At 73.0% G+C, this 21745-nt stretch carries 21 protein-coding genes and 1 riboswitch; of the genes, 6 read left to right on the top strand and 15 right to left on the bottom strand.

The window, feature by feature from the left end; translation table 11 throughout:
* Positions 1–180: 180 nt before the first annotated feature.
* Positions 181–396 carry a hypothetical protein gene (locus ACFW5B_RS04565; RefSeq protein ID WP_386433111.1) on the bottom strand — a complete coding sequence of 72 codons (216 nt, stop codon included), beginning with the start codon at positions 394–396 and terminating at the stop codon, positions 181–183.
* A gap of 29 nt (positions 397–425) precedes the next feature.
* On the opposite strand from ACFW5B_RS04565, the gene ACFW5B_RS04560 reads away from it, so the two are divergent.
* Positions 426–698, top strand: a complete 273-nt coding sequence (locus ACFW5B_RS04560; RefSeq protein WP_386433108.1) for a type II toxin-antitoxin system Phd/YefM family antitoxin — start codon at positions 426–428, stop codon at positions 696–698.
* Positions 695–964 carry a type II toxin-antitoxin system RelE/ParE family toxin gene (locus tag ACFW5B_RS04555; protein WP_386433105.1) on the top strand — a complete coding sequence of 90 codons (270 nt, stop codon included), beginning with the start codon at positions 695–697 and terminating at the stop codon, positions 962–964. The genes ACFW5B_RS04560 and ACFW5B_RS04555 overlap by 4 nt, the downstream gene beginning before the upstream one ends.
* Positions 965–1015: 51 nt before the next feature.
* Here ACFW5B_RS04555 and ACFW5B_RS04550 read toward each other — a convergent pair whose 3' ends face one another.
* From ACFW5B_RS04550 to ACFW5B_RS04515, 8 genes are all read right to left on the bottom strand, one after another.
* Complete coding sequence (locus ACFW5B_RS04550; RefSeq protein WP_386433102.1) at positions 1016–1969, bottom strand: exopolyphosphatase; 954 nt, start codon at positions 1967–1969, stop codon at positions 1016–1018.
* A complete protein-coding gene (locus ACFW5B_RS04545; protein WP_386433101.1) occupies positions 1966–2526 on the bottom strand; it encodes a DUF501 domain-containing protein in 561 nt (186 codons plus the stop codon). Before ACFW5B_RS04545 ends, ACFW5B_RS04550 begins: the two co-directional genes overlap by 4 nt.
* A gap of 132 nt (positions 2527–2658) precedes the next feature.
* Positions 2659–3111: a septum formation initiator family protein gene (locus ACFW5B_RS04540; RefSeq protein ID WP_386433099.1), complete on the bottom strand. Its 453-nt coding sequence runs from the start codon at positions 3109–3111 to the stop codon at positions 2659–2661.
* Positions 3112–3268: 157 nt separating this feature from the next.
* Complete coding sequence (gene eno / locus ACFW5B_RS04535) at positions 3269–4591, bottom strand: phosphopyruvate hydratase (RefSeq protein WP_085926317.1); 1323 nt, start codon at positions 4589–4591, stop codon at positions 3269–3271.
* Between the two features lie 313 nt (positions 4592–4904).
* Positions 4905–5558 carry a transglycosylase family protein gene (locus tag ACFW5B_RS04530; RefSeq protein ID WP_386433098.1) on the bottom strand — a complete coding sequence of 218 codons (654 nt, stop codon included), beginning with the start codon at positions 5556–5558 and terminating at the stop codon, positions 4905–4907.
* Positions 5559–5565: 7 nt separating this feature from the next.
* A riboswitch (cyclic di-AMP (ydaO/yuaA leader) is annotated at positions 5566–5777 on the bottom strand.
* Positions 5778–5987: 210 nt separating this feature from the next.
* Positions 5988–7010 (bottom strand): transglycosylase family protein, encoded by a 1023-nt coding sequence (locus tag ACFW5B_RS04525; RefSeq protein WP_386433095.1) that lies wholly within the window; start codon positions 7008–7010, stop codon positions 5988–5990.
* 322 nt (positions 7011–7332) lie between these two features.
* The gene (locus ACFW5B_RS04520; protein ID WP_386433092.1) at positions 7333–8640 is read right to left on the bottom strand and encodes a cytochrome P450; all 1308 of its coding nucleotides are present in this window, start codon (positions 8638–8640) and stop codon (positions 7333–7335) included.
* A gap of 59 nt (positions 8641–8699) precedes the next feature.
* Positions 8700–9566: a LysR family transcriptional regulator gene (locus tag ACFW5B_RS04515; protein ID WP_386433089.1), complete on the bottom strand. Its 867-nt coding sequence runs from the start codon at positions 9564–9566 to the stop codon at positions 8700–8702.
* A gap of 141 nt (positions 9567–9707) precedes the next feature.
* Between ACFW5B_RS04515 and ACFW5B_RS04510 the strand changes: the two genes are divergently transcribed.
* Positions 9708–10997: an MFS transporter gene (locus tag ACFW5B_RS04510; RefSeq protein ID WP_386433086.1), complete on the top strand. Its 1290-nt coding sequence runs from the start codon at positions 9708–9710 to the stop codon at positions 10995–10997.
* A gap of 99 nt (positions 10998–11096) precedes the next feature.
* Here the strand turns inward: ACFW5B_RS04510 and ACFW5B_RS04505 are convergent, their stop codons facing one another.
* The 3 genes from ACFW5B_RS04505 to ACFW5B_RS04495 all read right to left on the bottom strand — a co-directional run bounded on the left by ACFW5B_RS04505 (position 11097) and on the right by ACFW5B_RS04495 (position 13486).
* Complete coding sequence (locus tag ACFW5B_RS04505) at positions 11097–12113, bottom strand: nucleoside triphosphate pyrophosphohydrolase (protein ID WP_386433083.1); 1017 nt, start codon at positions 12111–12113, stop codon at positions 11097–11099.
* A 100-nt stretch (positions 12114–12213) separates the two neighbouring features.
* Positions 12214–12852: a SurA N-terminal domain-containing protein gene (locus ACFW5B_RS04500; protein WP_386433080.1), complete on the bottom strand. Its 639-nt coding sequence runs from the start codon at positions 12850–12852 to the stop codon at positions 12214–12216.
* A 382-nt stretch (positions 12853–13234) separates the two neighbouring features.
* A complete protein-coding gene (locus ACFW5B_RS04495) occupies positions 13235–13486 on the bottom strand; it encodes a hypothetical protein (protein ID WP_386433077.1) in 252 nt (83 codons plus the stop codon).
* A 540-nt stretch (positions 13487–14026) separates the two neighbouring features.
* Between ACFW5B_RS04495 and ACFW5B_RS04490 the strand changes: the two genes are divergently transcribed.
* Positions 14027–15007 (top strand): hypothetical protein, encoded by a 981-nt coding sequence (locus tag ACFW5B_RS04490; protein ID WP_386433074.1) that lies wholly within the window; start codon positions 14027–14029, stop codon positions 15005–15007.
* Entirely contained in the window at positions 15004–15552 is a 549-nt protein-coding gene (locus ACFW5B_RS04485; RefSeq protein WP_386433071.1) for a GNAT family N-acetyltransferase, read from the top strand. The genes ACFW5B_RS04490 and ACFW5B_RS04485 overlap by 4 nt, the downstream gene beginning before the upstream one ends.
* A gap of 153 nt (positions 15553–15705) precedes the next feature.
* On the opposite strand, the gene ACFW5B_RS04480 is transcribed toward ACFW5B_RS04485, so the two are convergent.
* The 3 genes from ACFW5B_RS04480 to ACFW5B_RS04470 all read right to left on the bottom strand — a co-directional run bounded on the left by ACFW5B_RS04480 (position 15706) and on the right by ACFW5B_RS04470 (position 20624).
* On the bottom strand, positions 15706–17454 hold the full coding sequence (locus tag ACFW5B_RS04480; RefSeq protein WP_386433068.1) for a protein kinase: 1749 nt from the start codon (positions 17452–17454) through the stop codon (positions 15706–15708).
* The gene (locus ACFW5B_RS04475) at positions 17451–18137 is read right to left on the bottom strand and encodes a hypothetical protein (protein ID WP_386433065.1); all 687 of its coding nucleotides are present in this window, start codon (positions 18135–18137) and stop codon (positions 17451–17453) included. The genes ACFW5B_RS04480 and ACFW5B_RS04475 overlap by 4 nt, the downstream gene beginning before the upstream one ends.
* Before the next feature lie 273 nt (positions 18138–18410).
* A complete protein-coding gene (locus tag ACFW5B_RS04470) occupies positions 18411–20624 on the bottom strand; it encodes an N-6 DNA methylase (RefSeq protein ID WP_386433062.1) in 2214 nt (737 codons plus the stop codon).
* A 193-nt stretch (positions 20625–20817) separates the two neighbouring features.
* Here ACFW5B_RS04470 and ACFW5B_RS04465 point away from each other — a divergent pair, with 193 nt between their 5' ends.
* Positions 20818–21609 carry a DUF4190 domain-containing protein gene (locus ACFW5B_RS04465; protein WP_386433060.1) on the top strand — a complete coding sequence of 264 codons (792 nt, stop codon included), beginning with the start codon at positions 20818–20820 and terminating at the stop codon, positions 21607–21609.
* Positions 21610–21745 lie beyond the last annotated feature (136 nt).

The raw sequence follows: 21745 nt of genomic DNA, 5'->3' as shown, positions 1-21745 counted from the left end.
TGAAGGATTTCACGAACTTTCTTTCCGGAACCCTCCACGGAGCCCCGCCAAGCCCCCGGAAAGCCGCCCGGAGACCGCCCGGACCCGCCTGCCGCCCGCTCAAAAAGCCGTGCGGCAGAGGCCGTTGCCGACCTCGTGCGGAGCCATGGCGAGACCGCGGCCCGACCAGGGCCCTGGACATCAACGCGGGTGGATGGCCTCGCGCATCGAGTCGGCGTACTCCGGCGCGAACGCTTCGAGGAGGAACGGGTCGATGTCCGGGGAGTAGACGACCAGCAGCTTGTGCGAGCTGGTCCCGCCGACCGCCATCGCCTGGTCCTCCACCACCCAGACGTCGGTGGCGTCCATGTCGCTGTCCACCAGGTAGGTCCCGGGTCCCGGGCCGAGCCCGTGCACGTGTACACAATCATGCGTACACTTCCGTTATGGCCGAGAACACTGTGACTGTACGCGAAGCCCGGGCACACCTGGCGGACCACATCAATCGTGCCGAGGAGGGCACCCCTACGGTGATCACCCGCAACGGCGAGCCCGTCGCGGCCGTGGTGCCGATCGCGGACTTCAACGCGCTGGAGGAAGCAGCCGACGTGTTGCTGGCCCGGGAGGCGGAAGCGGTCCTGGCCCAGGGCGGCCCGACGGTGCCTATGGCTGAGCTGCTGGCAGACCTGTTCGCCGATCGCACTGACGACGCGGCGTGAAGTACGCGTTCCGGTTCACTACAGCGGCACAGCGGCAACTTCGAGCCATTGACCGGCCTGCTGCCATGCGCATCCTGGCCGCACTGACCGCGCTCGGCGACGATCCGTACCGTGAGGACGCCGACATCAAGAAACTCACCGGCCCGTCGGGCCTCTATCGGCTCCGGGTCGGCAGCTACCGGGTCGCCTATCAGGTCGAAGACGGCGAGCTCATCATCCTCGTCGTCAAGATCGGCGATCGGCGCGACGTCTACCGCAACATCTGAGAGCAGGCTGCCCGGAGCCCTGAGACTCCGGGCCGCCTCACAGCCAGAGGGTCACTCTTCGTCGAGTGCGGCGTGCCAGGCGATGCCGTCCAGGATGTCGTGCTCGCTGACGACGACCTCCTCGGCGCCGCTGCGTTCCATGATCGACAGGAGCACCAGCGCGCCCGCGCCGATCACGTCGACCCGGCCCGGGTGCATGACCGGGATGGCCGCGCGCTCGGCGTGGGTGGACGACAGCAGCCGGCCGGTGATCTCGCGGACCGTGGCCAGGGAGATCCGGGAGTGGTGGATGGCCTCGGAGTCGTAGCCGTCCAGGCCCAGCGCGATCGCGGCGACCGTGGTCACCGAGCCGGCCAGCCCGACCAGGGTGGCCGCCTCGCGCAGCGGGACGGTCTCCTCGGCCCGGTCCAGGGCCGCGGCGACATCGGCTTTTATGGCGGCGATCTGGCCCTCGGCGGGCGGGTCGCTGATATCGCCGCCGTGCACCAGATGCCGTTCGGTCATCCGGACGCAGCCGACGTCGACCGAGCGGGCGGCGCGCACGGCGTCCGAGCCGAGCACGAACTCGGTGGAGCCGCCGCCGATGTCCACCACCAGGAACGGCCGCTCGTGCCCGTCGTGGCCGGTGAGCTCCTTGGTGGCGCCGTTGAAGGAGAACTCGGCCTCCTGGTCACCGGTGATCACCTCGGGCTCGACGCCCAGGATGTCCACGACGCCGCGGACGAAGTCGTCGCGGTTCTCCGCATCGCGGGAGGCGGAGGTCGCCACGAAGCGGACCCGTTCGGCACCCAGGCCCTTGATCACCGCGGCGTACTCCCGGCAGGCCGCGAAGGTGCGCTCCAGCGCCTCGGGCGCCAGCCGCCCGGTGCGGTCCACGTCCTGGCCGAGCCGGACGATCTGCATCCGGCGGTCGAGGTCCTTCAGCTCGCCGGTCGCCGGGTCGGCGTCCGCGACCAGCAGCCGGATGGAGTTCGTACCGCAGTCGATGGCGGCGACCCGCTTCACGTGGCGTCTCCTTCGTGGGCGTCCCGGTCTCCGGCGGTGTCCTGGCACGGGGTCACGCAGGGGCCCTTCCGCCACCACTCCGGCAGCATCGCGAGGGCCTCGTCACCGAGCGGGTTGACGCCCGGTCCGGCCGCCAGCGAGTGGCCGACCAGGACGTGCAGGCACTTGACCCGGTCGGGCATACCGCCCGCGCTCGGGAAGCCCTGGAGCACCTCGATGGCGTCCCGCCGCCGGATGTAGTCCTCGTGTGCCGCGCGGTAGGCGGCGGCCAGCTCGGGGTCGGTCGCCAGCCGTTCGGACATCTCCTTCATCACGCCGTTGGCCTCCAGCGTGCCGATCGCGGAGGCCGCGCGCGGGCAGGTGAGGTAGTAGAGCGTGGGGAAGGGCGTACCGTCCTCCAGGCGCGGCGCCGTCTCGACGACATCCGGCTGGCCGCAGGGGCAGCGGTGCGCGATGGCGCGCAGCCCGCGGGGCGGGCGGCCGAGCTGCTCCTTGAAGGCGGCGATGTCCGCGGCGGTGGGCTCGGTGGGCTCGGTCTGGGGCGGGGGGGTGTCCATGTGCGCTTTCGGTGAGGTGAGTGGTGTGGCGGGGGGCGGCGGTGCGGGCGGTGCGGACCGTCCGCTGTCGACAGTACGGGGTGCCGGGCGGCGGTGGTACGGGCGCCGGCGGTCCGGCGGGCGCGGTCCGTCCTACCGCTTGTCGGCGGTGTCGACGGCGTCCCACAGATTCTCGTACCAGGGGCGCTGCGCCGCTCGCGCCCCCTTGGGCGCGGAGCCGGTGCCGGAGCCGTCCGGGACGATGTAGCCGGACTCGCCCGGCCGGACGTAGTGCAGATGCCGGCGGGCCTGCTGGCGTACGTACTCCGGGTCCTGCCAGCGGGCCTTCTGCTCGCGCAGCCGCTCCAGGGCGGCGCCGGCGTCCTGCGCCTTGCGGCGCTGCTCGGCGATGTCCGACCGCTGGGAGACGTACTGCCTTATGGGGTAGGCGAGGGCGACGACCAGGGAGCACATCACCAGGGCCAGCAGGGCGGCGCGGCCGGTGAGGCGGTTGCGGCGGGGCGGGCGGGCGCGGTAGACGCGGGCGGCGGCCTGCTCGCCGAGCGCCTTGAGTCGGGTCGCGGTCGAGAACCGGTCCGCGGGCACGTCGTCTCCCCTTCACTGACGGACGCCTGACTGCTTCAAGCAGGTACGTCCCCGGCAACGGTACGGGACCGTTGCCGGGGACGTACGGGGCGCGGGGCGATTGCCTCGCCCGTTCAGCCCCTGCTGCCCTGTCCGGCCTGGCAGCGGGCCGTCTTCGTCAGCTGCCGTGGCGGAAGCGCGGGAAGGCGGAGCGGCCGGCGTAGACCGCGGCGTCGTCGAGGATCTCCTCGATGCGCAGCAGCTGGTTGTACTTGGCGACGCGCTCGGAGCGGGCCGGGGCGCCGGTCTTGATCTGGCCGCAGTTGGTGGCGACGGCGAGGTCGGCGATGGTGACGTCCTCGGTCTCACCGGAGCGGTGCGACATCATGCACTTGAAGCCGTTGCGCTGGGCCAGCTCGACGGCGTCCAGGGTCTCGGTCAGCGAGCCGATCTGGTTGACCTTCACCAGCAGCGCGTTGGCGGAGCCCTCCTCGATGCCGCGGGCGAGGCGCTCGGGGTTGGTGACGAACAGGTCGTCGCCGACGAGCTGGACCTTGGCGCCGAGCTTGTCGGTGATGACCTTCCAGCCGGCCCAGTCGTCCTCGAACAGCGGGTCCTCGATGGAGACGAGCGGGTAGGCCGCGACCAGCTCCTCGTAGTACTCGGTCATCTCGGCGGCCGAGCGGTCCTTGCCCTCGAACTGGTACTTGCCGTCCTTGTAGAACTCGGAGGCGGCGACGTCCAGCGCGAGCGCGATGTCCTGGCCGGGGGCGTAACCGGCCTGCTTGATGGCCTCCAGGATGAGGTCGAGGGCCTCACGGTTGGAGCCCAGGTTCGGGGCGAAGCCGCCCTCGTCACCGAGACCGGTGGACAGGCCGCGCTCCTTCAGGACCTTCTTGAGGGTGTGGTAGACCTCGGTGCCCCAGCGCAGCGCCTCGGAGAAGGACTCCGCGCCGATCGGGGCGATCATGAACTCCTGGATGTCCACGTTGGAGTCGGCGTGCGAGCCGCCGTTCAGGATGTTCATCATCGGGACGGGCAGCACGTGCGCGTTCGGGCCGCCCAGGTAGCGGAACAGCGGCAGGTCGCTGGCCTCGGAAGCGGCGTGCGCGACGGCGAGGGAGACGCCGAGGATGGCGTTGGCGCCCAGCGAGCCCTTGTTGTCGGTGGCGTCCAGGTCGAACATGGCCTGGTCGATCAGCCGCTGCTCGGTCGCGTCGTAGCCGACGAGCTCCGGGCCGATCTGCTCGATGACGGCCAGGACGGCCTTCTCCACACCCTTGCCCAGGTAGCGGTTCGGGTCGCCGTCACGGAGCTCGATGGCCTCGAAGGCGCCGGTGGAGGCACCGGACGGCACGGCGGCACGGCCCGTGCTGCCGTCGTCGAGGCCGACCTCGACCTCGACCGTGGGATTACCTCGCGAGTCGAGAATTTCGCGGGCTACGACGACGTCGATCGACGGCACGTTGTCTCCTTCGTGGGTGTCTGGCGTTCTGCGCATGAGCCTAACGGCCCCGGGCTCGTCCGCCTGCCCTTGGCCCGCTCCGTGGGACGGAAGGCCCCGGAAAACTTACCGAAGTCCCAGTTCACGGGACCTTTCGGCACATTGTTCGCCGAACGGGAAAAGGCGCTGAACCGCAACCGGTTTGCGGCGGGTGTCCGGCCCGGGGGCGCGGGCGTGCGGGCGGGCGCGCGGCCGGGGAAGCGAGAAGCCCCGCCACGGCGCGCAGGGGAAGGGCGCGCCGTGGCGGGGCGGTCTCACGGTGAGGGAGGGGCCCGCCGCTCGGGCCCCGGAGCCCCGCTGGGCGGGTGGCTCAGACCGTGAGGTGCTGACCGGGGATGATCAGGTTCGGGTTGCCGCCGATGACCGACTTGTTGGCCTTGTAGACGGACTTCCAGTCGGTGCCGTGGGCCTTGGCTATCTTGGCGAGGGTGTCGCCCGCCTTGACGGTGTAGTTGCCGTGGCCGGTGGACTTGCGCTCGGTGGAGCGCGAGGCGCGGTCCTCGGACGGGGCCTTCTTGACCTCGGGCTTGGCCGACTCCTGCTTGGGCGCGGACTTGGTCTGCGCGGAGGTGTCGACGTCGGCGGCCGGGCCGCCGGCGGTCAGGTTGCCCGCCCCGGCGCAGGACCAGGCGCCCGGGCCCTGGATGGCGAGGAGCTTCTCGGCGGCGGCGATCTGCTGGGACTTGGTGGCCAGGTCGGCGCGCGGCGCGTACTGGGTGCCACCGGCGGCGGCCCAGCTGGAGTTGGAGAACTGCAGGCCACCGTAGTAGCCGTTACCGGTGTTGATCGACCAGTTGCCGCCGGACTCGCACTGGGCGACCTTGTCCCAGGTGGCGACGGTGGCGGCGGAGGCGGAGGTGGCACCCATCATCGGGACGGCCACGGCGGCACCGGCGACACCGGCCAGGGTGGCGACGCGGACGGCCTTGGAGGGACGACGGTGCTTGCCTTTGAAGATCAGCATGGTTCGTTCGTTTCCTCACCGACGCCTGCGAGGTGAGCTGTCGGGTTCGGACTGATGAGTCGCCCGGCCGTGTGCGCGGCGCGCACGTGGCTTCACCCCAAGCCGGTTGACCCGCTTTCACGGGCGGGGCCGGCACGTACCTTGGGTCCCCCGCTCCTGCCTTCGGCGCTTGCGCGTCAAGTGCCTCCGACCACCGGCAGGATTCGGCGTGTGATCGAAGGGCCCGCTTTGGCGAGCGGTCCTGACGTTAAGCAGTAATCCCCTTGGGGTTCAAACCCCACCTTCTGAACCGAGTTGCCCGATTTTGAAGGCGGTTTGGTCACGAAATCGCAGGTGGGGCCCGGTATGCCGGGGTTGGGCACACCGAGCCCCACAGAAGTCAACGAGACCCTTGTCTCACTTTCCCAAAAGAGGGCGAAGGAGGGCGAATTACCCTGCGTTCCGCCCGAGGTCGAGCTGCTGACCGGGCTGGATCAGGTCCGCGTCGGAGCCGATGACGCCCTCGTTGCGGTCGTAGAGCGCGTGCCAGCCGCCGGACAGCCGGTGCGCCGTGGCGATGGCTGACAGGCTGTCACCCGGGCGCACGGTGTAGTCCCCGCCGGCCGCCGGGCCCGTACGGTGCGCGTCGTCGCCGCGCGAGGCGTGCAGGCCCCCGGCCGACCGGCCGGCGCCGTCGTCCCCGGCGCGCTCGTCGCCCCCGTCTCCCGCCGGACCGCGGTGCTTGCCCTTGGCGGGCACGTCACGCGGGGTGCCGCTGCTGTCCGTACGGCTGCCGTCCCCGGACGGGTCGGCGGCGGGGTCGTCGGACGGGTCCTCCGACGGGTTCTCGGCGGACGGGTCCTCGGCGGACGGGTCATCGGACGGGCCGGTGGACCTCGACGGCTCGTCGTCCCGGTCGCCTGGCGCCGCCGGGCCGGACGATTCCCGCTCCTTGGACTGGTCGCGCTTCCCGGAGTCCGAGGCGTCGGGCGAGGGGGTGGCGTCGGGCCGGCCGCCCGGCTCGTCCTGCCTGCCGGACGAGCCCTCGTCGTCGTGGGAATCGGACGAGCCGGGGGTGTCCCAGGGATCGAGGGAGCCCCCGGCGTCCGACGGGTCGGGCGCCGGGGTGCTGGTGCTGCCCGGGTCGACCTCGGGCGCGCGGCCGTCGTCGGTCAGCCCGGCGTTGACCGCACAGCTGGGCCAGGTGTCCGGCCCGCGGTCGTCGAGGATCGACTCGGCGACCGCGATCTGCTGGGAGCGGCTGGCGAGGTCGGGGCGCGACGCATAGGACGTGCCGCCGTAGTTGTCCCACATCTCCTGGGTGAGCTGCAGGCCGCCGTAGTAGCCGTTGCCCGACGCCGCGCTCCACATGCCGCCGCTCTCGCACTGGGCGACCTTGTCCCAGGTCGCGGTGTCGGCGGCGTGTGCACCGGTCGCGCCGAGCAGGGGCAGGGCGAAGCCGGCGCCGGTCACTCCCGCCGTGACAAAGATGGCCGGTGCCTGACGGGGGCGACGATGTCGGCCGTTCCCGGAACGCATGCGGATGCCTTTCGCGCGGCGGTTGAGTTGTTGCGACGAGCTCGTCGAGAGCTGCTCGACGGGTCTCCGGCCGGCCGACGCACGCGAGCGGCGCCGTTACACCGGCCCCCCACATCACCGCTTCGGCCGATCGAGTGAAACCTGTCGATCGTCGGGTCGAAAGGTAGCCGGGGTCACGGGTAGTCACAAGTCGATGTAGCGCGGATCACGTAAAGGTCACGCACTTGACTCTGCGTCACATATGCTTCGTCGCTGGTCAGGGCCGCTCCGGAGAGAACTCCACAGGAAGCGAACGCAATCCGCGCATGATGAGCCCGCCGCGCCAGCGCAAATCATCAGGTTCCGCCGCAAGCCGGATGTCCGGGAGCCGGGTCAGCAGGGTCGCCAGCGCGGTCTGTCCTTCGAGCCGGGCGAGCGGCGCCCCCAGGCAGTAGTGGATGCCGTGTCCGTAGCCCAGGTGCTGGTTGTCACGCCGGGTCAGATCGAGCACGTCCGGCTCGGGGAAGCGGGCCGGGTCTCGGTCGGCGGCGGCCAGCACCACCAGGACCGGGTCCCCCGCGGCGATCCGCTGCCCGCCGAGCGTCAGCTCCTCGGTCGCGAACCGCCAGGTGGCCAGCTCCACGGGGCCGTCGTAGCGGAGCAGTTCCTCGATGCCGGTGGTCAGCAGCTCGGTGTCGCCCGCCTCGATCGACTTCTGGAGCAGCTCACGCTGGGCGGGGTGGCGCAGCAGCGCATAGGTGCCGTTGCCGATGAGGTTGACGGTGGTCTCGAAGCCCGCGAAGAGGAGGATGAAGGCCATCGCGGCGGCCTCGTTCTCGGTGAGGTGCTCACCGTGGTCGGAGGCCCTGATCAGGGCGGAGATCAGGTCCTCGTCCGGCTCGGGGGCCGGGCCCAGGGACTCGCGCTTGCGGTGGATCAGCTCGGCGAGATAGCCGCGCATCTTCTTCACGGAACGGGCGACACCGCCGCGCGGTCCGCCGCCGTGGCGGATCATCATGCCCGCCCAGTCCCGGAAGTCGTCCTGGTCCTCGCGCGGCACCCCCAGCAGATCGCAGATCGCGTAGATCGGCAGCGGGAAGGCGAACTCGTGGATGAGGTCGGCCTCGCCCTTCGCCGCGAACCGGTCGATGAGGTGGTCGGTCAGCTCCTGGACCCGTGGGGCGAAGGCGGCGACCCGGCGCGGGGTGAACGCCTTCGAGACCAGCCGGCGCAGCCGGGTGTGGTCCGGCGGGTCGATGTTGAGCAGATGCGTCATCAGGTTGGCGCTGCGCTCGCCCGGGATGCCGACCTTGCCCTTGCCGTGCGCGGCCTCGCTGTGGTGGACCGGGTTCTTGGACAGCCGGGCGTCGGCGAGCGCCTGCCGCGCCTCGGTGTACCGCGTCACGAGCCAGGCCTCGACACCGCTGGGCAGCTCGGTCCGGTGCACCGGCGCGTGCTCGCGCAGCCAGGCGTACGCGGGGTACGGATCGGAGGCGAACTCCCAGGTGAAGAGGGCGGGAGCGGGCCCGGCGGCGGGGCAGCCCGCGGGGGCGTCGGCGTCGGGGGTGGGTGGCTCGGCGTGCACCTTCCGACCGTAACCGCTGGGCGCACACCGGCGCGCCCGCGCACCGGCGGGGGCCTCCGCTACGCCGTGTCCACCCCGAGACCGCTGAGGAACGCCACCGCCGCCGGCGACGGGCCGAGGCCGCTCCACACCACCCGCTCGGTCCGCTCGGGCGCCGGCCGCACCCGCACGATGTGCAGCCCGGACAGCTCGGAGGCGACGGCCTCCGGCACCATGCCGACGCCCAGGCCCGCCCGCACCAGCTTGGCCAGGAACTCGACCGTGGTCACCTCGAACGCCACCTCCGCCGTCAGCCCCGCCGCCCGGAACGCGTCATCGCGCTGCCGGCTGGCCGCGGACCCGGCCGTGAAATCGATGAAGGTCTCCCGCGCCAGCGTGGTCCACCGCCGCCCCGCCAGCGCGTGGCCCGGCGGCACGACGGCGACCAGCTCACCGCGCGCCAGCTCCTTCTCCCGTACGCCGACGGTCCGCGCGGCGGGCACCAGCCCGACGAACGCCACATCCAGCACGCCCTGCCGCACCTGCTCGATCAGCCGATCGCTCATCTCGGTCTGCAGGCTGATCCGCACCTGCGGAAACCGCCTGCGGAACTCCCCCAGCTCCCGGGCGAGGTCCACGGCCGCGACGGTGGAGATCGCGCCCACCGCGAGCCGGCCGCGCAGCTCACCGGTCGCCGCCGCCACCTCGGCGCGGGCCCGCTCGGCCGCCTCCAGCGCCTGCCGGGCGACCGGGACGAAGGCCTCGCCGGCGGTGGTCAGCCGGACGTTGCGGCTGGTCCGGTCGAAGAGCCGGGCCCCGAGCTCCTTCTCCAGCCGGGCGATCTGATGGCTGAGCGCGGACTGCACCACATGGCAGCGCTCGGCGGCCCGGGTGAACCCACCGGTCTCGGCGACCGCCACCACGTACCGCATCTGCTGGAGCTCCATATCCACCCACCCTAACCAGCATTGATCACGATCCACGATGGATGCGATGAAAACGATGTGTTGGACTCATCGATCGGCCGGCCCCAGGCTGGGACGTGCCCGCCGCCACGGTGGCCGCGGGCGTACCGGGGAGGTCAGGGCATGGCAACCGAGCACATACCGGAGCGGGCCGCGGGGGACGGGCCGGATACCGGGCCGGGCCCGGGCCGCGGCACCCTGCTGCTGATGTCGGTCGCCGCCGGACTCTCCGTCGCCGGCAACTACTTCGCCCAGCCGCTGCTGGACGTCATCGGGCGCGATCTGCATCTGCCCGCGGCCACCGCCGCGCTGGTGGTGACCGTCGCCCAGGTCGGCTACGGTCTCGGCCTGCTGCTGCTCGTCCCGCTCGGCGATCTGCTGGAGCGGCGCCGGCTGGCCGTCACCCTGACCGCGGCGACCGCGCTCTTCCTCACCGTCACCGCGAGCGCCCCGAACGCCGCCCTGCTGCTCACCGGCACCGCCCTGACCGGGCTCACCTCGGTCGCCGCCCAGGTGGTGGTGCCGTTCGCGGCGACCCTCGCACCGCCCGCCGAGCGCGGCCGGACCGTGGGCGCCGTCATGACCGGGCTGCTGCTCGGCATCCTCCTGGCCCGTACGGCCGCCGGGCTGCTCGCCGAACTGGGCGGCTGGCGCACCGTCTACTGGGTCAACGCGGCGCTGATGCTGCTGATGGCGGTGCTGCTGCGGCTCCGGCTGCCGGCCCTGCGCACCACCGTCGGGCTGCGCTATCCGGCGCTGCTGCGCTCCACGGTGGCGCTGTTCGGCCAGGAGCCGGTGCTGCGGTGGCGGGGCGCGCTGGGCGCCCTCACCTTCGCGGGCTTCAGCGTGCTGTGGACGGCGCTGGCGTTCCTGATGTCCGGCCCGTCCTACGGCTGGCAGGAGTCGGCGATCGGTCTGCTGGGGCTGGTGGGCGCGGCCGGATCGCTGTCCGCCTCGGCGGCCGGGCGGCTGGCGGACCGCGGGCTGGCGCACCGGATCACCGGCGCGGCGGCGTTCCTGCTGCTGGGTTCGTGGGGGCTGCTGGCCCTCGGCGGTGCGGGCGGCGGCTGGTCGCCGGCGGCGCTGCTGGCCGGGGTGATCGTGCTGGATCTCGCCGCGCAGGCGGTCCACGTCAGCAACCAGCACCTGGTCTACGCCGTCCGCCCCGACGCCCGGAACCGCCTCAACTCGGCCTACATGACCAGCTACTTCGCCGGTGGTGCGGTGGGCTCGGCCCTCACCTCGGCGGTCTGGGGCCTGGCCGGCTGGAGCGGCGTCTGCGCGCTGGGGGCGGGGCTGGCGCTCGTGGTGGCGGGGCTGTGGGTGGCGGACCGGATGCGGCGGCGGGCCTCGGGCGGGAAGGGCACGGCGGCGGCCACCGCCGACGTCCCGGCGTCGTCGCTCACGTCCTGACCGGCGACGCCTCCGCGCCGGACCACGCCCGGCGGCGCCCCTGCCGGCCCCCTGCCGACCGCGACCGGTGCCTACCCGCTCGCCCACCGATCGCCACCGCTACCGACCGGCGCCGCCCTCGGCGGCCAGTACCGCGTCCCGGTAGGCCCGCGCCGCCGCCCGCAGCGCGGCCTCCGGGTCGGCGCCGTCGGCCTCCGCCCGTACGGCCATCGCCAGCAGGTCGTAGCCGATCCCGTCGCCCGTCGGCAGGGCCACGTCCAGTCCGGCCGACCGCACCCGCGACGCCAGCTTGGCCGCGAGCGCCAGGCCCGGCTGTGCCAGCGGAATGCCCTCGGTCACGGACTCCCGCTGCTTCTCCTCGGCCTTCGTCCGCAGCCAGGTGGCCTTGACGTCCTCCGGGGTGGCCGCTTCCTCCTCCCCGAAGACATGGGGGTGGCGGTGGAGCAGCTTCTCCACGATCGTGCCCGCCACCTCGTCGATGGAGAACGGCTCGTCCGGGTCGTCCTGGGCGATCCGGGCGTGGAAGACGACCTGGAGGAGCACATCGCCGAGCTCCTCCCGCAGCTCCGTGCGGTCCCCCTCCTCAATGGCCTCGACCAGCTCGTACGCCTCCTCGATGCCGTACCTGGCGAGGTCGCGGTGGGTACGGACGCTGCTCCAGGGGCACTCGGCGCGGATCTGGTCCATGACCTGGACGAGGTCGAGCAGCCGGGCGCCGGGCAGGTCGTAGGAGCCGGGCAGCAGCTCCAGGTCCGGCATGGTCTCGCGGCCCGAACCTGCCAGCCGGGCCAGGCCGTCGGTCAGCGTGCTCTCGCCGTCCGCGGAGGTCAGCACGACGGCCGTACGGGCCTTGGGGACGCAGTAGTCGACCAGTTCGCGGGCGCTGGGCGCGGCGGTCTCCACCTCGATGCCGGCCTCCCGCAGATAGGGGAGCTGCGGGTGGTCCGGATCGGCGCTCAGCACGCGGTCGGCCGCGCGCAGCATCTGCCAGGCGGGCCAGGACAGGAGTCCGGGGGCGACCCGGTGGCTGGTGGTGAGCAGCACCAGGCGTCCGGTGCCGGTGCCCTCGGGGCGGGGGGCGGCGCCGGTCTCGGCGGCGGAGGCGTCAGCGTTCACGCCTCGAACGTAACGCACCCCGTCGGCACCGCCCGGCGCCGGTCCGGGCGGACTGCCGGCCACCGGGTCCGGCGCCCGGCTCCGGTGGCCGTCTCCCCGCTCAGGCCTGCTGCCTCGCCGGCTCCCTGGTGAGCCACGGGTCCTTGGTCTCGCCGAGGATGACCTGCTGGTCGTCCCACTTGCCGAACCGCGGATTGACGTCGATCCCCATGGACCGGGAGGTCGTGGCCAGCGCGCGGGCGAGCTTTTGCTGACCCTGCGGCGCACGGCGGTCCGCGTGCAGATGCTCGGCGACGCCGTCGAGCAGCAGCTGATTGCGGACCATCGCGTCGATCTCATCCGGGGCGACGCCCTGCTGGAGCCACATCGCCTTCAGCCGCGGGGCGCCGCCCGCCTGCTGCTCGGCCTGGGCCCGCCACTTCTGGATGTCGCCGCGGCTGACCGTCACCCCGGCGTCCTTCGCGCTGCGGGCCAGCACCTCGTCGAAGATCATGCCGTTGAGGGTGGCCAGGCTCAGCCGCCCGGTGTTCATGATCAGCTGGCCGCCCTGCGGGGACTCGGCCTGGGCGGCGCGTACGTCCTTCACCTTCGCCTGCAACTGCGAGACGGTGATCCGCTTCCCGTCCACGATGGCCGCGGCACCGGGGTGGGCGTCGTTCCCGCAGGCGGCGAGCAACGGGGTCGCGGCCAGCAGGGCGGCGGTGGCGGATACGGAGAGCGCTGTCCTTCGGCGGAACACATGGCCTCCCGGCAGATCGTGCGACGGAGTCTCGACCTTGATTGATCGATGCTATGGAGTCGGCGTGGCCCAGGCCACTGCTTCGGCCAACGATCTGCGGCGGGGGCGGGTTCTCCTTCCGCGGAGGGAACGGCGCCCCAGGGGGACCGGGCGGGGGTGTTGCCGCCGGCCCCGTCCCGGACCTGCCCTCACCACGCGTCGTCTGCCGCGATCCGTTCCGCCCGGGTCCGCGACACGGACAGTGCCGACGGTTCCTCCGCCGGCCACTCCCGGCTTCCTCGTCCCCGTAAATAAATGACGCCCTTGCGAATGTCCGTCACTACGGCCCGACGCCCTGGGGCGTACTCGACCTCGTCGCCGACTTCCGGGCGCTGTCCGGGGCTCACTGCGCGGCCTCGATCGTGTCCAGGCCGGTCGTCCACTCGATGCCGCCGCCCTCCGGCGAGAGCCATGCCACGGGCGGTGTGTCCGGAACCTTGAGAACCGGATCAAGACTGCCGCCCTCTACGTCGGGGGCGAGAGCGCGGAGGACCCCGACCCGGTCACTGTGGGCGTGGTCGATCACGCGCTGGCCGAGCAGGGGGTGCGACCAGTGGCCCAGGCCGAGCGACCGGTGTTGCGACGTCGTCTTCATCGGAGGGTCCTTTCCTGAACGTCCTGAAGCGAGACGGTCCGCAACGCGAGGTGACGCCGGACCGCGAGCCGCCGCAGCGTCGGAGAGCCGACGGAACTTCCGTCGGCACCCAGAGCCGCGGGCAGCTTCGCTCAGCCAACGCGGCAGCCAGGGCACACGGTTAGTGCGTTACGGCAGGCCTCTGATCGCGCCCCTAGGGCGATTTGACCGTCTTTTGGCCTGACTGCCGGGTGCTCCGGGGCCTACCGTGCGGGCATGGACACCACGCGGAATCAAGCGCTCACAGCGTGGATGGCTGAGCACGGCTACAGCTCCAACTCACTGGCCGACGCGGTCAACCGGGCCGTCGGTGACCTCACCGGCCGGACCGGAGGGCTGGACGGGTCATCGGTACGGGACTGGAAGGCGGGGCGGGTCCGCTGGCCGAAGTCCGCCACCCGGGCCGCCCTGGAGAAGGTCACCGGTCTACCGGCCACCGCCTTGGGGTTCGTGCCCCGGGGCCGCGCCGCACCCGTCCCGGCACCCTCGCAGGAGGACCCCGTGAACCGCCGCAGCTTCCTCACCGCCACCGCGGCCTCCGCCGTCGCGCCCCTCCCCACCGGCACCGCACCTCACCGCATCGGGATGTCTGATGTAGCCCGTCTCCAGAGCAAGTTCGCCGCCGTTGTGGCCGGAGACCATCAGCACGGCGGCATGCGCGGCATTGAAACCCAGGCACTCGAACTGGCCACCCAGGCCCTGGATCTCCAGGACCGCGGGTCTGCCGGTCAGCGCGTACGCGGTCAGCTCTATGCCGTGGCCGCGGCCTTCACGTCCAGCGCGATGTGGGCAGCGATCGACGGGCGCCGCTTCGATGCGGCGCAGCGGCACCACGACAGAGCCTCCCGTCTGGCGGGAATGTCCGGCGACCAGGCGATCCAGTTCCGGATCTGGTCGCACGCCGGAACTCTGTACCGGCACCTGGGCCGTCCCTCGGACGCACTCGCGGCCAACGACGTGGCGCGAACCCTCTCCCTTGCCCGGCGTGATCCGCTCTTCGGCTCCCTGGGGCACGCCCGGCATGCCGCCATTCACGGCACCACTGGCGACCGGTCAACGGTGCGCCGGTTACTCGGCCATGCGCAGGAAGCGCTTGACCGAGCGGAGAGCACCGCACCTCGGCCGGTATGGCTCGAAGCGTTCTACGGCCAGTCCGAGTTGGACAGTCTCGCCCTCGCCGCTCACCTAGCCCTCGGCGACTGGAGCACAGCGGAGGCACACGCGCATCGCAGCCTGGCAGCACTCCGCACCCACATGCACCGGTCTCGCGCCATCACCACGGCACGGCTTGCCCGCGCTCAGCTCGGACAAGGAGATCTCGAACCGGCCGTTTCCACGGCGATGAGCATCCCGCACGCAGCCGTGCGCCATCCCCGCATTTCCGGGATGCTTCGCGCATTCGACAACCATCTGCGCAGGTGCGCGCCGCGTAGCCCCCACACCCGCGCCTGGACGCAGTACGAGCGAGAGACCCTGGCATGACCGCACCAGTCAAGCTTCAGCACTACGCAGCCTTGCCGGGCGTCCGGCAGAAGCTCATCGACCTGTACACGGACGTACGGGCAGAGCTGCTGCACCTGCCGAACTACCGCGCAGACGTGTTCGCCGAGCGTCTCGACCGCCATGCCGCTGAACCCGGCTGGCAAAGCGTCATCGCCTACGCGGGCAATGCCGCCATCGGCTACGCCTACGCCAACACCATCCAACCCGATGACCGCTGGTGGGCCCGGATGAGCACACCCGTTCCCGCGCTCTACACAGCCGCCCCCGCAGTTGCGGTGAAGGAGATCGGAGTGACAACACCATGGAGAGGACGCGGAGTTGCCCGCTGCATCCACGATGCTCTGCTGGCCAACCGGAGCGAACGGTACGCGACTCTCATGGTGAACCCGGCCGCCGGCGACGGGAAGGTTCAGCGGCTCTACGAGGGATGGGGGTACGCAGTCATCGGAGAGGTCCAGCCGTCGCCGGAATCACCCGTCCTGACATGCATGGCCCGCTCGGTGCGCGCCAGCGCACGTAGCTGACAGGGAGGCGGGAGAGGGTTTCCTGGGCGACCTCGTCAACCGCCGCGGCTCCCAGATGCCGAGGCCAGCTCCCGGCAGGCGGGCACAGTGCTACGTGGCTCAGAAGGGCGGGTCCGGGCTTCGACCGCTTGACCGTCTCCGACTCGTCAGCATTCATTGCACCCGCCCCAGCCAATACAGCGTCCGGCGCAGCTCCTCCGGGAAGGGGTGGTGTGGGCCGTGCAGGCGCTCGGCGTCGTGGAGGAGGCGGGAGAGGGTTTCGCGGGCGGCGCCGCGTTCGCCCTGGGCCAGGAGCAAGTGGCCTATGGAGCGGCGGATTTCCAGGGGGCGGACGGGATCGTCGGCGTAGTGCTCGAAGTAGGGGAGCAGGGCGCGGAACTCCTCCAACGCCTGGGCGACCTCACCGAGTTGTTCCAGGCACTGGGCCGCCTCGTAGTGGAACTGGAGGGCCTGGCGGGTGGCGCCGGCGCCGGACTCCTGGCCGAACTCGTCAGCCAGTCGCCGGAGTTCGGGCAGAGCGCGGCGGTACTGGCCGTCGTCCATGAGGGTGGCTGCGTACTGCTTGCGCAGGGTGCGGACGACCGGGGAGTGCGCGCCGTGCCGCTCGGCGGCGGCCGGGAGGATGCCGCCGAGGATGTCCACGGCGCGGGTGATCCGCCCCTGGTCGAGCAGGCTCTTGACCTCGTCGACGGCGGCGGCGACATCCGGGCCCGGGGGCGTGGCGGAGCCGGCCGCGGAAGGGGCGGTCGGGGGCGCGGGTATATAGGGGACGGCCGCGGAGGTCCAGGCGCCCGGGCGGGAGGTGCGCGGGTCGGCGGGGACGGCGGAGGTGCGCGGGTCGGCGGCCGGGCGAGGGTCGGCCGACGGGCGGGCGGAGGAGCCGGTCCCGGCGGGCGCCGGAGGGGGTGGCACCTGCGGCGTGGCGAGCGCCGTCGGGGTGGGGGCGGGCGCCAGGGGGCCGGAGGCGCGGGCCGGCCAGGGGGCGTGGGGAAGGCGGAAGGGGCGGGTGGGATCCATGGGGGCCAGTGGGACGGGCGGGGACCGGTCGGCCTGCGGGCCGATGGTGGCCGTGGGGAGCAGCGGGGCCAGCGCCTGGTAGACCTCCTGGGCGTCGGCGGGGCGCGCCTGGGGGTCCTTGCGGAGGAGGCGGAGGACGAGGCCTTCGAGGGCTTCGGGAACGTCGGGGCGCAGGGTACGGACCGGGGCGGGCTCCTCGTGGAGGTGGCGGTGCAGCACACCGAGGGCCGTGGAACCGGCGAACGGGACCTGGCCGCTGAGGAGTTCGTGCAGCAGCACACCCAGGGCGTAGAGATCGGTGTGCGGGCCCACGGCTCCGCCCATCGCCTGTTCGGGCGCCATGTACGCGGGGCTGCCGATAGGGGAGCCGGTGTGGGTGAGGCGGGTGGTGTCGGTGTCCAGGGCTGAGGCGATGCCCAGGTCGAGGATGACCACGGAGCCGTCCGGCCGGATCATGACATTGCGGGGCTTGAGGTCGCGGTGGACGATCGGCACCGCGTGCACGGACGCCAGTACGGCGCAGAGCTGGGCGGCGACGGAGACCGCCCAGGGCCAGGGGTAGGGGTCGTGCTCGGCGAGATGGTCGGAGAGGTCGGCGCCCTCGACGTACTGCATGACCAGGTAGAGGTCCTCGTCGTCGCTGCCGGCGTCGTGGACGGTGACCAGCCCGGGGTGGTCGACCTGCGCGGTGACCCGGCATTCGCGGACGAAGCGGCGGCGCATCTCCTCGCCGTCCGGGGTGCCCGCCACCCGGTCGGGGCGCAGCAGTTTGACGCCGACCCGACGGTCCAGCCGGCGGTCGTAGCCGATCCAGACCTGGCCCATCCCGCCCTGGCCGAGCAGCGCGGAGAGTTCGTAACGCCCCCCGATGACACGGCCGTTCACCGGCCCTCCTCCTTGCGGAGGTAGTCGCTGAGCTCATCGAGCTCGGCCCGCACCCGGTCAATGCGCTGCGGCGGCTGGGGCCACTCCGGGGGCGGGGCATACGGGCCCGCGGGCGGCGGTGCGGGGTGGGACGGGGCGCCCGGCTGCCCCGGCCGGGGCAGCCGGGTCTCGGTCAGGGCGTACGGGTTGACGGGGGCGGCGCCGCCCGGTGCCGCGTACGGCGGGGGCTCCTGGGCGTGGTGCGGGGCCGGGCCGTAGGGGTGCGGGGCGGCCGGGTAGCCCGCGGGTCCGGCACCGTACGCGGCCCCGTGGCCCGGCACCTGTCCGGCCGGCGGGCCGTACATCTGCCCGGCCGTGCGCTGCGCCCGCTGGTCGACCACGAGGTAGTAGGCCACGGTGCCGGCCATCTGGAGCAGGATCACGGCCACCGCGACGTCCATGTGCCAGTCCGTGTCGGGATAGCCGCCCGACCACACGATGGTGCCGGTGAGCAGAGCCAGATCGGCGCCGAACAGCCACCATCCCAGCGGCTTGCGCTGGACGAGCGCGGCCCGCAGCAGCGCGGCCCAGGCCAGAAAGCCCAGGCTGAGCACCGTGACGGCCACGAACACCACCCGCAGCAGGATGACCGCGCCCCGCGCCGGGGGACGGTGCGACGGGAGGGCCGGGACGGGGCCGTGCATCACTGCTCCTGGTGGATCGGTTCGTGGCCGGTGGGGCCGTGCTGCCACGACGGCCTCGCGCGCGGGCGCGGGCGTGCGAGCCACCGCGATGCGCCGCGATACGCATGTGTCTGCGAGCGTATAGACGACGCCGAGCGCGCGTGCGGGGTTGTACGGATTGGACGGCCCGATCTCCGCCCCCGCGCCCCGTACGGCACTCCATCGCGACGCGGCTCCCCGGGCCATCGGCCCGCCACCGCCCGGCCCCCATCGGGCCGGCACCGCCGAGCCCCGTCAATCCGGCGCCACCGCCCCCTCCGTCAGCCCGTCGTGCAGCCCCTGGACCAGCTGCTCGCCCAGCCGGGACGCCAGCCGCAGCGCCTCCTCGAAGGCGGCCAGTTCGCGGAACCGCTGCCCGTAGCGCCGCTGCTCGGCGAGGGGCAGCCGGGGCAGTTGCAGCCGGCGGACGTCGAGCCGGGTGGCGGTGGAGGCGTAGCTGCTGGCCTGCCGGGTGTTGGCGGTGCCGCGCAGGAAGCCGGCGAGGAACCAGGGGTCGAGGGCGGCCGGGTCGGGGCGCAGCAGGGTGAGGTTGCGGCCGAGGGCGGCGCCGGCGGTGGTGTCGTCGACGACCCGGGCGGTGGCGCCGCCGCCGAGGACCGGGACGACGACATCGCCCGCGCGGACCAGCACCGGTTCCTCGGCGGGCCCGGAGGCGGGCGCTTCGGGGAGGGCGCCGGACGGGGCGGAGCCGCCGAGCACGTCGTGGTCGGTGAGCACCGCGGGCGCTCCCTGCGCGGGGGCGGTGCCGGCGCCGCCCGCGCGCAGCACCAGGGCGCCGGAGCGGGCGAGTTCGCCGACGGTGGTCAGCGGCCACCGGGCGGTGGCGGCGGGGTCCGGGCGGGTGTCGTCGGCCGCGGGCCGCGGGGTCAGCTCCGTCGTACGGGCGAGGGTGGCGGTCAGCCGGTCGCGGACCCGGGCGAGTTCGGCGGGGCCGCCGGCCGCGGCGGGCGGCGGGAGGTGCCGGGCCGGGGCGAGGTCGACATCGTCGTCCAGGAGGTCGATGGCGGCGAGCGAGCGGTGGACACCGGGCCGTTCCTCGATGCCGCCCTCGCGGTCGAAGGTCTGCCAGGCCTCGACGGCGGTGGTGTGCACGCTCTGCCAGTCGGGCTTGTCGCGGCCGGCGGGGGCGCCGGCGGCGAGGTCGGCGGTGTCGACGACGAGGAGCTGGGGCGCCGGCGGCTGGCCGCCGCCGGGCCTGCGCAGCACCCACAGGTGCAGCGGGACGCCGTTGGGCGGGGCGGCGCCGGCGGGCAGCGCGATGACCGCGCGCAGCGCGCCGCGGCGCAGCAGGTCGGCACGGATACGGCGGCCGGAGCGGCGGGAGGCGGCGGCGGGCGGCATGAGCAGGACGGCGGTGCCGCCGGGCCGGAGCCGGGCCAGCGCGTGCTGGACCCAGGCCAGTTCGGATTCGGTGCGGGCCGGGAAGCCGTACTCCCACCGGGGGTCGTAGGCGAGTTCGTCATGCCCCCAGTTGCGTTCGTTGAACGGCGGGTGCACCAGGACGGCGTCGGCGGCGAGGTCCGGGAAGGCGTCGGCACGCAGGGTGTCCGCGGCCCGGACCCGGACCCGGTCGCCGGGGACGTTCAGGGCCAGCCGGAGCGCGGTCAGCGCGGCGAGGTCGGGGTCGGCTTCCTGGCCGTGCAGGGTGACGGGCTCTGCCGGGGCGTCCGCCTCAGCGCTGCCGCCCGCCGCACCGTCCGTCGCGTCGCCGGGCTCCTGAGCCGCGCGCTCCTGGGCGGCGGTGAGCAGACCGCCGGCGCCGCAGGCCGGGTCGAGGACGGCACCCAACGGGCCGCCGGAAGCGGCGAGTTCGACCATCAGCGCGGCCGGTCCCGGCGGGGTGAGGGTGTACTGCCGGGGGTTGGCGTCCAGGTGCCGGCCGAGCAGGAAGGCGTACGCCTGCGGGGCGCCCTCCGCGGCCGCGAGATCACCGGCGGCCCGCACCAGCGCGGCGGACGGGGCGAGCGCCTTGCGGGTCAGCCCGCGTACGGGGTGCTCCGGGCCGAGCCGGCCGGCGAGGACGGCATCGAGCATCGCGGGGAGCACACCGGTCAGTTCGGCGTCGTCGGCGGCGCTGCGCAACTGCTGCCAGACCGCGGGCCGTTCGTGGACCAGCAGCAGGACGGCGCCGGCCTGGCGGAGCGCGGCCGCGGTGCCGGAGGGGTGTCCGACGAGCTGCTGCCAGACCCGTTCGCGGAGCGGGACCTCGGCGAGTTTGCCCTGGTCGCGCAGCCATTGCTCGATCTCACCGAGGGCGAAGGCGGGGCTGGTCTCGGTGCCGCCGACCGGCTTGGGGAAGTCCGCGTGCCGCCGCCGCCAGTTGCTGACCGCGGCCCGGCCGACCCCGGCGAGCCGGGCGATTCCGGCGGCCGTCACCTCGGCGGTGCCGGTGGCGGCCACCCCGCCCGTGCGGCCCGTCGTGTTGTCCGGTGATGCGTTGTCCGGCACCTGGCTGACTCCCATCCGTGGCCCCCGACTCGCTGTGTCCGCAAGCATACCCAGCACCACTGCACACACCCCTTCACAGCGTGAACTCTCACCATTCACAGATGTTCATGTTGACTCGGTTCACAGCACCTGCTCTTATTGACCCATCGCTTCGGCAGCAATCGATTCGAGCGCCCGGAAGGGGCCCCTTCGCATGTCTCAGCAGATGCACTACCAGCCCGCACCACAGGGGCCCACCGGCGCTCCGGCCCCCCAGCAGGCCCGCAACGGGCTCGGTGTCGCCGCCCTGGTCCTCGGCATCATCGGCGCGCTCAGCGGCATCCCGATGATCCTGTTCTGGCTCGCCGGACCGCTCGGCGTACTCGCCCTGATCTTCGGCCTGGTGGGCCTCAGCCGCGCCAAGAAGGGCCAGGCCACGAACAAGGGCGTGGCGGTGACCGGCACGGTCCTGGGCGCCCTCGCGCTCGTCCTGGCGGTCGTCGGCGTCATCGTCACCGTCCTGGCGGTCAACGAGGCCGTCGACGAGGTGCACAAGCAGGTGGAGCAGAGCTCCGGCCAGCCGAAGGGCGGCTCCGGCCAGAGCGCCAAGGACCTCGGGCCGGGTGACACGGCGAAGTACAACAACGGCGTCCAGGTCACCGTCTCGAAGACCGCCCCCTACACCGTCGACCCCAGCACCGTCGTCAGCGGCCACACCCAGGGCAACAAGGCCTACAAGCTCACCGTCACGATCAAGAACACCGGCAGCAAGGCCTTCGACAAGCCCCTCGTGCAGACCAAGGCCCGGGTCAACGGCAAGGAGGCCGAGGAGGTCGACGACGACAAGCACGGCATCCTGCACCACGACTTCGGCAACGCGATCAGCCCCGGCGAGAGCGCCAGCGTGGAAATGGTCTTCGACGCGCCGCCGACGGCCAAGCAGCTCGACGTCGAGGTCACCCCGGACCTCCTGCTCGACACCGTGACCTGGAAGCTGGCCCTCTGAGCCACCGGCTCCCCGCCCCGCGCCGCCCCCGGCCCGGCCCCCCGCCCCCCCCCGGCCGGGCCGCCTGGCGTCCCGCGCCCGGCACGCGCCCCCCCACGCCCGCGTCAGACACCCCGCCGGCCGCACCCACGCCCCC

The organism is Streptomyces sp. NPDC058773, assembly GCF_042746015.1.
In the GTDB taxonomy this organism is placed as follows: Bacteria; Actinomycetota; Actinomycetes; order Streptomycetales; family Streptomycetaceae; genus Streptomyces.
Note: the sequence above shows the minus strand (reverse complement) of the source record. Positions and strands in the feature narration are given on the sequence as shown.

Excerpts from the sequence above, each read along its gene's own strand:
- ACFW5B_RS04560 (WP_386433108.1), top strand. The coding sequence starts at position 426 with ATGGCCGAGAACACTGTGACTGTACGCGAAGCCCGGGCACACCTGGCG.
- ACFW5B_RS04545 (WP_386433101.1), bottom strand. The coding sequence starts at position 2,526 with ATGGACACCCCCCCGCCCCAGACCGAGCCCACCGAGCCCACCGCCGCG.
- eno (WP_085926317.1), bottom strand. The coding sequence starts at position 4,591 with ATGCGCAGAACGCCAGACACCCACGAAGGAGACAACGTGCCGTCGATC.
- ACFW5B_RS04530 (WP_386433098.1), bottom strand. The coding sequence starts at position 5,558 with ATGCTGATCTTCAAAGGCAAGCACCGTCGTCCCTCCAAGGCCGTCCGC.
- ACFW5B_RS04515 (WP_386433089.1), bottom strand. The coding sequence starts at position 9,566 with ATGGAGCTCCAGCAGATGCGGTACGTGGTGGCGGTCGCCGAGACCGGT.
- ACFW5B_RS04510 (WP_386433086.1), top strand. The coding sequence starts at position 9,708 with ATGGCAACCGAGCACATACCGGAGCGGGCCGCGGGGGACGGGCCGGAT.
- ACFW5B_RS04495 (WP_386433077.1), bottom strand. The coding sequence starts at position 13,486 with ATGAAGACGACGTCGCAACACCGGTCGCTCGGCCTGGGCCACTGGTCG.
- ACFW5B_RS04485 (WP_386433071.1), top strand. The coding sequence starts at position 15,004 with ATGACCGCACCAGTCAAGCTTCAGCACTACGCAGCCTTGCCGGGCGTC.
- ACFW5B_RS04475 (WP_386433065.1), bottom strand. The coding sequence starts at position 18,137 with ATGCACGGCCCCGTCCCGGCCCTCCCGTCGCACCGTCCCCCGGCGCGG.
- ACFW5B_RS04465 (WP_386433060.1), top strand. The coding sequence starts at position 20,818 with ATGTCTCAGCAGATGCACTACCAGCCCGCACCACAGGGGCCCACCGGC.